Annotated in this window: 7 protein-coding genes; all 7 read right to left on the bottom strand. The window is 46.2% G+C overall.

What is annotated here, in order from left to right; translation table 11 throughout:
- Positions 1-530: 530 nt before the first annotated feature.
- The 7 genes from L1D50_RS19155 to L1D50_RS19125 all read right to left on the bottom strand — a co-directional run bounded on the left by L1D50_RS19155 (position 531) and on the right by L1D50_RS19125 (position 8240).
- Positions 531-1385: a sugar phosphate isomerase/epimerase gene (locus tag L1D50_RS19155; RefSeq protein ID WP_209319130.1), complete on the bottom strand. Its 855-nt coding sequence runs from the start codon at positions 1383-1385 to the stop codon at positions 531-533.
- Between the two features lie 71 nt (positions 1386-1456).
- Entirely contained in the window at positions 1457-2206 is a 750-nt protein-coding gene (locus L1D50_RS19150; RefSeq protein ID WP_128726847.1) for a gluconate 2-dehydrogenase subunit 3 family protein, read from the bottom strand.
- Positions 2206-3885 (bottom strand): GMC family oxidoreductase, encoded by a 1680-nt coding sequence (locus L1D50_RS19145; RefSeq protein ID WP_138523822.1) that lies wholly within the window; start codon positions 3883-3885, stop codon positions 2206-2208. Before L1D50_RS19145 ends, L1D50_RS19150 begins: the two co-directional genes overlap by 1 nt.
- 2 nt (positions 3886-3887) lie before the next feature.
- Positions 3888-4583 (bottom strand): DUF1080 domain-containing protein, encoded by a 696-nt coding sequence (locus L1D50_RS19140; RefSeq protein ID WP_138523824.1) that lies wholly within the window; start codon positions 4581-4583, stop codon positions 3888-3890.
- Positions 4584-4784: 201 nt separating this feature from the next.
- On the bottom strand, positions 4785-6002 hold the full coding sequence (locus L1D50_RS19135) for an MFS transporter (RefSeq protein WP_102057165.1): 1218 nt from the start codon (positions 6000-6002) through the stop codon (positions 4785-4787).
- A gap of 14 nt (positions 6003-6016) precedes the next feature.
- Positions 6017-7072 (bottom strand): sugar phosphate isomerase/epimerase, encoded by a 1056-nt coding sequence (locus L1D50_RS19130; protein WP_239966622.1) that lies wholly within the window; start codon positions 7070-7072, stop codon positions 6017-6019.
- 7 nt (positions 7073-7079) lie between these two features.
- Entirely contained in the window at positions 7080-8240 is a 1161-nt protein-coding gene (locus L1D50_RS19125; RefSeq protein ID WP_239966621.1) for a Gfo/Idh/MocA family oxidoreductase, read from the bottom strand.
- Positions 8241-8367 lie beyond the last annotated feature (127 nt).

Here is an 8367-nt window from a genome sequence, read left to right as displayed (position 1 = left end):
AAATAAGTGAGATACTCGACCGTTCAAGCTAATGGGCTGTTATTTTCCTAAGGAAGTTCATTATCAGCAAACTACTTGAGAGAGTATTAATTCCGTTTGTTGGGGTGCTACTTTTGTTTTGCTTTAGTTGGTTTTTATTATATGAAAAGCCACTTTCTGCATTAGGTTTTGGTAGCGTATTTGTATTGTTTTGTGCCGAACATGTTTTCAATTTTTTTAGTCGAACAAAGGTAAATGGTATTCAAAAGCTATCAGGTACAGTATTTCAAAGGCCTATATCGCTATTGCTGTCAGTTTCTATTGTGCTTTGCTTATATTTTGTATTTGGCAAATAACAAGCTGTTTATGAAGTGGACGTCTAAAGCTTGGCTAGCGCTCATTCTCGCTAGTGTAGTCAAGCTTAACCCGTCACATAATGGGGCGTTTACTATTTCCCAATCTCGCATCATTCAACAGTCAAGTTCGATCGAACCCCACGATCAAACCTGACAGTGACAATTAACTATTTCAGATAAACATATTCCCGCTTGTTACTCACTCAGTATCTTATCTAAATTCGCTTTTGAGCGGGCGACGCTTTCTAGCGGCGTGAGACCACTTGGGTATTCTTCTTGTTCGATTACTAGCCACTGTGTGCCGCCGTGTTGCTGCATGGTTTGGATGAGCGCTTTCCAAGGGTAGTGGTTTTCGCCAATGATTGGGCTTTTGTCATCTCCTTGATGAGTGCGTATTTTAATATGTGTCGACACGGTTCTGCCAGCATATCGCTTAACATAATCGCTGGGTGATTTACCGGCGTAATTCACCCAGCCGACATCGAGCTGTAGCGGAAAATCGCTAGGGGTGTTGGTGGCGATATAATCCCAAAACGTGCTATTAGCGTATGGGTTAAATTCCTTTTCATGATTATGAAACCCGATCTTCATATCATAGCGCTGGGCAATTTGGTGCACTTGGTTAAGCTGTTTTACAAATGCTTGCACTTGGTTCTTGTCCCATGCCCTTTCATCCCAAGGGATAAAGAGCGTGGATACGCCTAAGGTTTTGTAAAAGAGTAGGGTGCTCGCTAGTTTTTCTTCAGCTAATACGTCAAAGCCGATGTGGGCGCTGCTCGCAACTAAGCCGAGCTCTGCTAGTCTTTGTTTTAATTTGCTTGGGTTATCGGCATAGTTGCCAAAGTTTCCAGCAAATTCAACGCCATCAAATCCCATGTTGGCGAGTGCTTGCAAAGTGCCATCAAAGTCTCTTGCCAACTCATCTTTTACCGACCACAGTTGAACGCTAATAGATAACGACTGATAAGATGCCTGCGCGTATAGCGGCAGCGCGATAATAAAAGCAATGAACAGCATTACTTGTTTAAACAATACGATTTTTCTAAACATCATTTCTTCCTAAAACTAAAAAAGCAGAGCTAGACTCTGCTTCGGTTAGCCATAACAAAATGACTCAAGGGTTAGTCGCGGTAGGCATACTGGCTTAGCCCAAGCTCTGCGAGTACGCCATCTAGATGCGCCTTGGCTTCAGCAGTAGGTCCTGGATAATCACCTGCAATTGGTACATTGCCCAGATAGCCTATATCTTGACAGCCCTCAGGTGTGCAGAAGTAAGCGCCGAGAACGAGATCTTTAAAGCGCAAGAATGCTTTACCGATACGCTGAAATTGCTCAGGTGTTTGCGCATTAAAATAAGCAATATCATCCATAATCTTACTTTGCTGCGTTGCGCTAAGTTGCAAAAATGGCTTTTTAAAGCGCAAAGTCGACTCATCGTCAATCCAAGCGAGTGCATGGAGTATTGTCACTCTATCTTTTTGTTGTCCGTGATACGGTGCACTTACCCATTCATCGATCACACTCGGTACTTGTACTTCAGAAGCTGAAGGGTGTTTGCCCTCTTTGGGCACAATAAAATCAGCTAGTACTGCAACTAACGTGAGCTGCGCTTCGGTGAGGGTGAGCGGCCAAGGTGACTCTGGCGGCATGATCATATTTGGATCGGTGCCATACCCTTGAGCACTAACTGGCTGTATTTCAATATCTGGCCAGTGCCCGGCAGTAGCCGTTTCACCTTCAATGGCCTTGCTGCAACCAGTGGTGAGTGTTACCGCAGATCCCGCAGCAAGCAAGCCTAACCATTTTAATGACTCGCGACGTGTCATACCTGAAATATATTTATAAGAATCAACGCGATCAGGTGTATTCATCACAGTGCTCCTTTATCAATTTGTGCTGCCAACCAAGTTGAGTTTCGCATCGCTAAGGTCATAATGGTTAAGGTGCAATTTTTATGGGGGTTAGACGCAAAGACACCGGCATCCATCACAAATAGATTGTCACAGTCCCATGTTTGACCCCACTGATTCGTTACCGATTCTTTTGCTGAACTGCCCATTCTCGTCGTGCCGACCTCATGAATGATCTCACCGCCTTTTGAAATGGCTTTTTCCGCAGGTGGTAGCTCGCCCACTTCGGCACCCATGTTCTCAAGGATCTGTTTCGCGGTTTTGAGACCATGCTCGATTTGCTTGAGCTCTCTGTCAGACCATTTGAAATGGAACTTAGCAACCGGGATCCCCCATTTATCTTTGACGTTTTCGTCAATTTCCATGTAAGAATCTTTATTCGGTAGCATTTCTCCGCGCAGTGCAAATCCAACATAGGAACCATAAGCGTCACGCACTTGTTGCTTTAACTTGGGGCCATAACCTTGTTTATTGCCAGACACGCCAGAGCCCGGTTGATTAAAGCCGCTGCTAATTTCAAAGTGATAGCCGCGTGGGAAATTAAGCTCACCTTTCTCATGGGCTTTGTGTCCCCACCAAGGAATAAAAAGGTGGTTACCGGTGTGGCCGTCTTCGTTATAACGTGGGCGGCCTTTTAACGCAGGGATTTGTGCACCAAGCCAAGCACCGGTAGAGTCCATTAGATTGCGACCTACCTGACCACTTGAGTTTGCAAGTCCCTTGGGATGCTTTGCATGTTTGGAATTAAGCAAAATACGGGCAGATTCACAGGCGCTGGCCGCCAAAATCACCACATCTGCATTGAGTGCATGTTCTTGCGCAGACTTTTTATCGACGTAAGTCACTCCAGTTACTTTGCCATCTTCATTCACCGCGACCGACTTCACCATGGCATCGGTGATCACTTCAAGGTTTCCTGTCGCTTTGGCCATCGGAATAAGCGAGGTTGTGGTTTGGAATGCTGCGCCAATTGAGCAACCGTGGCCACAAGGCGTGGCGTAAAAACAGGCTAAGCGGTCGTCTTTATTACGAGTCAACACCGCTCTGTGCATAGGAACCGCTGGGATCCCCATTTTTTTCGCGGCCGCTGCAACCAGTAATTCGGGTACTCTTGGCGTCGGTGGTGGCTGTAACACGCCAGGCGCAGAAGGAGGCATATCATCCAAGCCGGTATTGGTCCCACAGATCCCAACTATTTCTTCCGTTTTATCATACCAAGGCGCAATGTCCTGATATTCAAACGGCCAATCGGCGCCATGCCCGTCACGGCTTTTGCCCTTAAAGTCATGTTCACTAAAACGCAGCGAGTAGCGACCCCAGTGATTGGTTCGGCCACCGAGCATACGTGCACGCCACCAATAAAAATCGGTGTTTTCAGCGCGCGTATATGGTTCATCTGGTACTTGCCAACCGCCATCAATTGTCGCGTCGTAAAACCCAAAGTTCTTATCCTTATTGCCAGCGCCCATGAGTGGGGCTTCGCTATTTCGGCGGAACATCGGGCTTTCTGTTTTTGGGTCGTAATTTCGACCAGCTTCTAGCAATAAAACTTTGTGGCCTAGCTTAGTGAGTGTATAAGCGGCCATTGCGCCACCAGCACCTGAGCCAACGACCAATACTTTATGATCAAATGTTGCCATGGTTACAGCTCCTTGATCTTAATGTTTTTGAACCAAACTTTGTCGCCGTGATCTTGCAAGCCGATGTGGCCTTTTTTACCTTCAGCAAACCCTTGCCATGTCGCAAATTTACTGTTCTTAACCAAAGCATTCCAAGTGGTGCTGCCAATCACGATACTCGTCGTGCTTACACCATTTTGCCAAACTTGTAGGTGGTTATCTTGCAGCTTAATACGAACTTGGTTCCAAACTTCAGCAGGTTTATGTGCCGTACTTGGCGCGGCGAACAGGTCATAAATAGAACCAGCAAGGTGAGAGTCTATTTTATTGTCTGGGTGTTCTTTGTTATCTAGAATTTGGATTTCTGGGGCGTGGGAATATATAGCTCCACCTTTTTCGTCCGCCAATACAAAAATCCCACTGTTGCCTTTTTTAGAAATCTTCCAATCGAGCTGGAGCTCAAAATTCTGATATTGTTTTTTGGTCAGAATATCGCCGCCACCACCTTGGGTAAGTGTCATCGCGCCGTCCTCAACTTGCCACTGGCTATTTAGGCCGTCACTTTTAAAGTTGCGCCATTGCGACATATCTTTGCCATCGAAAAGCAGTTGCCATCCGGCTTGTTGTTCTTGCGGGCTCAATTGGTTGTCAGTTGTACTAGCGCAAGCCGCACAACTAACCGCCAATGCCAGCGTTAGTATTTTTATAGAGTTGAGCATATTGGAACCTCGTCTGTTCACTTTTTACTTGTTGCTACATATACCAATTAGTCTTAATACTTGCTCAATTTGAAGGAGCAAATCTGACGCTAACTGCGTTAAAAATTTCTCATTTAGAACAACTAAATAGCAATATTTTCGCCTTGTTATCGACAAGATTTTCTCGCCTCAAAATAGATCACTTAATTAAGCGAATTGGTATTACGCGTATTTCTCAACGCGTTTATTTTTATTGATATAAAGGTAAAGGCCGATAAAAGCGGCAATGAGAATAGCTGGGAATAACAGAATATTTTCAAGCACCGCTTGACCTGCAACTAGTTCTGATTGCTGCGCGGTTAAGTTTGCTGCTTGGGCTTCGAGTCGCGCCGAATCAATCCAACTACCAATTACCGGATTCCACATGCTGACAGCGAACATCCCCGCACCGCCCATTAAAGACATACCAAGTGCGCCTGTTTTTGGGGTGTATTCAGCAACGCAGCCCAGCATGGTTGGCCAAAAATAAGTGACACCCAAGGCAAATAATATTGCGGCCAAGTAGATTGCTGACCCTTGTGCTTGGCTCATCATGAAAATCCCCGCGGTTGCCAATACCGCAGAGCCGAGTAATACGCCTGTTGGATTAAAACGGTGGACTATTGGGCCGGCAAAGAAGCGACCTAATGCCATCAAGCCTGTGATCAGTGCGAGGATCATCATAGGAGAGGCGCCTGACGCTCCCAGTATGCGTTCAATCCACTGTTGTGTACCAAGTTCAGTTGTTGCTGTTAAGGTCATACAGCAAATTAAAAATAGGTAGAGCGGAGAAAACAGGTGCTTGAGATTGCTGGTGGTGGAATGATCTGTGCGGTCAAATTCAGGAAACCGTGACTTGACCATCATCGCTCCATAAATCAGCGTTGGAATTAATATCAAAGCAACTTGCCATTGCCAATTAAAGCCCGATGCAGTCATGGCATTCGATGCCAGAGCACCAATCACAATGCCGCCTGGAAACCAGACATGGAATCGGTTAAGCATAGTCGTGGTGTTTTTTGGATACATTTCGGCAATCAGTGGATTACAGCCAGCTTCTACTGAACCATTCGCAAAGCCGATTAAAAACGTCGAGATCAGCAGTAACCAAAAACCATCAGCGGTAATGGTTAAAACCAACCCAGCAAAGTGGCAAATAAAGGCGAGGGCAACTAACTTTTTAGCGCCAATGGCGTTGTAGATAGCGCCACCTAACATGGTTGCGACGGGAAAGCCCAGAAATGCCATGGCGTTAACCCAACCAAGTTCTGTATCTGACAGCCCAAATTGCTCACCTAATTGCCCCAAAATACCTGCGCGAATAGCGAACGTCATCGATGTGACGACCAGTGCAAGGCAACAGAGCTGAAACACGGTCCGATTATGATTATTATTATTCATGGTCGTAGTCCTGTTTATTTTATGCCGAGGATTTGATTATTGCGTTCGGGATCGGTGCTACTTCCTGCAAAATCATCGAAGGCTTTTTCGGTTGGTCTTATCAAGTGCTGTTTGATAAATTCAGCACCTTCTTTGGCCCCATCTTCAGGGTGCTTAATACAGCATTCCCATTCCAATACAGCCCAACCATCAAAACCGTACTGTGTTAACTTACTAAATATTTTCTTAAAGTCGACCTGTCCGTCACCTAATGAACGAAACCGTCCTGGCCGTTGTTGCCATCCTTGGTATCCGCCGTAAACACCGCAGCGGCCATTGGGGATAAATTCGGCATCTTTTACATGAAACGCTTTGATACGTTCATGATAGATGTCGATAAACGCTAAGTAGTCCAATTGCTGTAAAACAAAGTGACTTGGATCATAAAGAATATTGGCTCGCGGGTGATTATTCGTCGCTGCTAAAAAGCGCTCAAAAGTCACGCCATCGTGTAGATCTTCACCTGGATGAAGCTCATAGCACACATCCACGCCAACCTCGTCAAAGCGGTTTAAAATAGGCAACCAGCGTTTTGCAAGCTCCTCAAATCCTTGTTCCACTAAGCCATTTGGGCGTTGTGGCCACGGATAAAAAGTATGCCAGAGCAAGGCGCCAGAAAAGCTTGCGTGACTGGTTAGCCCAAGCTTAGCGCTGGCACTGGCCGCTAGCATTAGTTGCTCTGTTGCCCACTCCATTCGAGCCTGAGGAGAGCCATGCACTTTTGCTGGTGCAAAGCCGTCAAACATTTGGTCATAAGCTGGGTGCACCGCCACTAATTGACCCTGCAAATGGGTTGATAGCTCTGAAATAGTAAGGCCATGCTCTGCGGCAATACCAGTGATCTCGTCACAATAATCTTGGCTTTCAGCGGCTTTTTGCAGATCGAACAGTCGCTGTTCCCAACTTGGTAGCTGAATACCTTGATAACCTAGGCTACTTGCCCACTGGCAAATACTATTAAAATTGTTAAATGGCGCCTCGTCCGAGACAAACTGCGCGAGAAAAATAGCGGGTCCTTTAATTTGCTTCATTCTTATTTTATCCAATAGTAAAGGGGTGCCACTTAGTGTCTTTTGCACTAGCTGCGACCGCGTTTTCAATAAATGCCATGCCACGGACTGCAGCGTTAATACTTGGCACGTCAAATTCTTCGTGTTGCACATTGGCTTGCTGCTGATGTGCACGAATAAGGTTGGCGAAATTAAGGTAGATATTTGCAAATGCTTCCAGATATCCCTCAGGGTGACCGGCTGGCACACGGGTTGCGCTAATGGCTGCTTGGCTAAGTGAGCCCACTCCTGTGCGGATCAACTGAGCTGGAGCATTTGCCGCACGTAACCACAAACTATTAGGTTCCATTTGTGACCATTCGATACTAGCTTTGTCACCATAGATTTTTAAGGTGAGATTATTTTCTTCGCCAAGGGCTATTTGGCTTGCCATCAACACGCCCTTAGCACCGTTACCAAAGCGCAGTAATACTGTGCCGTCATCGTCGAGCTGTCGGCCGGACACAACCGTGTTTAAATCCGCACAAAGCGCCTCTATCTCCAAACCACTCACATATTCGGCAAGGTTCGCTGCATGTACGCCGATATCGCCCATACAACAACTCACGCCAGACTTGCTTGCATCTAGTCGCCAGCTGGCTTGCTTGCTGTTTTCGTCATCAGCACTTGCAAGCCATCCTTGACTGTATTCAACGACGACTTTGCGTATTTTGCCAAGTTCGCCATTTGCGATGCGGTGGCGTGCTTCTTTCACCATCGGATAGCCGGTATAGGTGTGTGTTAATCCGTACAAGCAATTGCTCTTTTGAAGCTGTGTTTGTAGACGTAGAGCCTCAGATAAATTGAGCGTTGCAGGCTTATCACTCAAGACGTGAAAGCCGTGTTCGATAGCGGCTGTGGCAATCGGAAAATGCAAATGGTTTGGGGTCACGATGGCAACAAAGTGGATGCGCTCCGACTCTGGTAGTTCCGCCTCTTGTTGTAAGAGTGCTTGGTAGCTGGCATAGCAACGTGATGGGTTAAGCCCGAGTTGCTGGCCCATTGCTAGGCTTTTGTTTGGATCGGCGCTAAATGCGCCTGCAACAAGTTCAATTTGACCATCTAAACGCGCAGCTATGCGGTGCACTGCACCTATGAAAGCGCCTTCTCCACCACCGATCATGGCCATGCGGATTTTGTTATTATCCATCGTTTAGCTCCGTCGAGTTATCGAGGTAAGTTAATCTGATGTTATTGATAATAGGTAACAGTGGCGCCAAAGTGATAATAAAAATTCGGTTGACAATGCAACAAAATCGGCGTTTAAAATAAATTAT

Origin of the sequence: Pseudoalteromonas sp. Isolate6 (assembly GCF_022398435.1) — a bacterium.
Taxonomy (GTDB): domain Bacteria; phylum Pseudomonadota; class Gammaproteobacteria; order Enterobacterales; family Alteromonadaceae; genus Pseudoalteromonas; species Pseudoalteromonas galatheae.
This window is presented reverse-complemented; position numbering and strand designations above follow the sequence as displayed.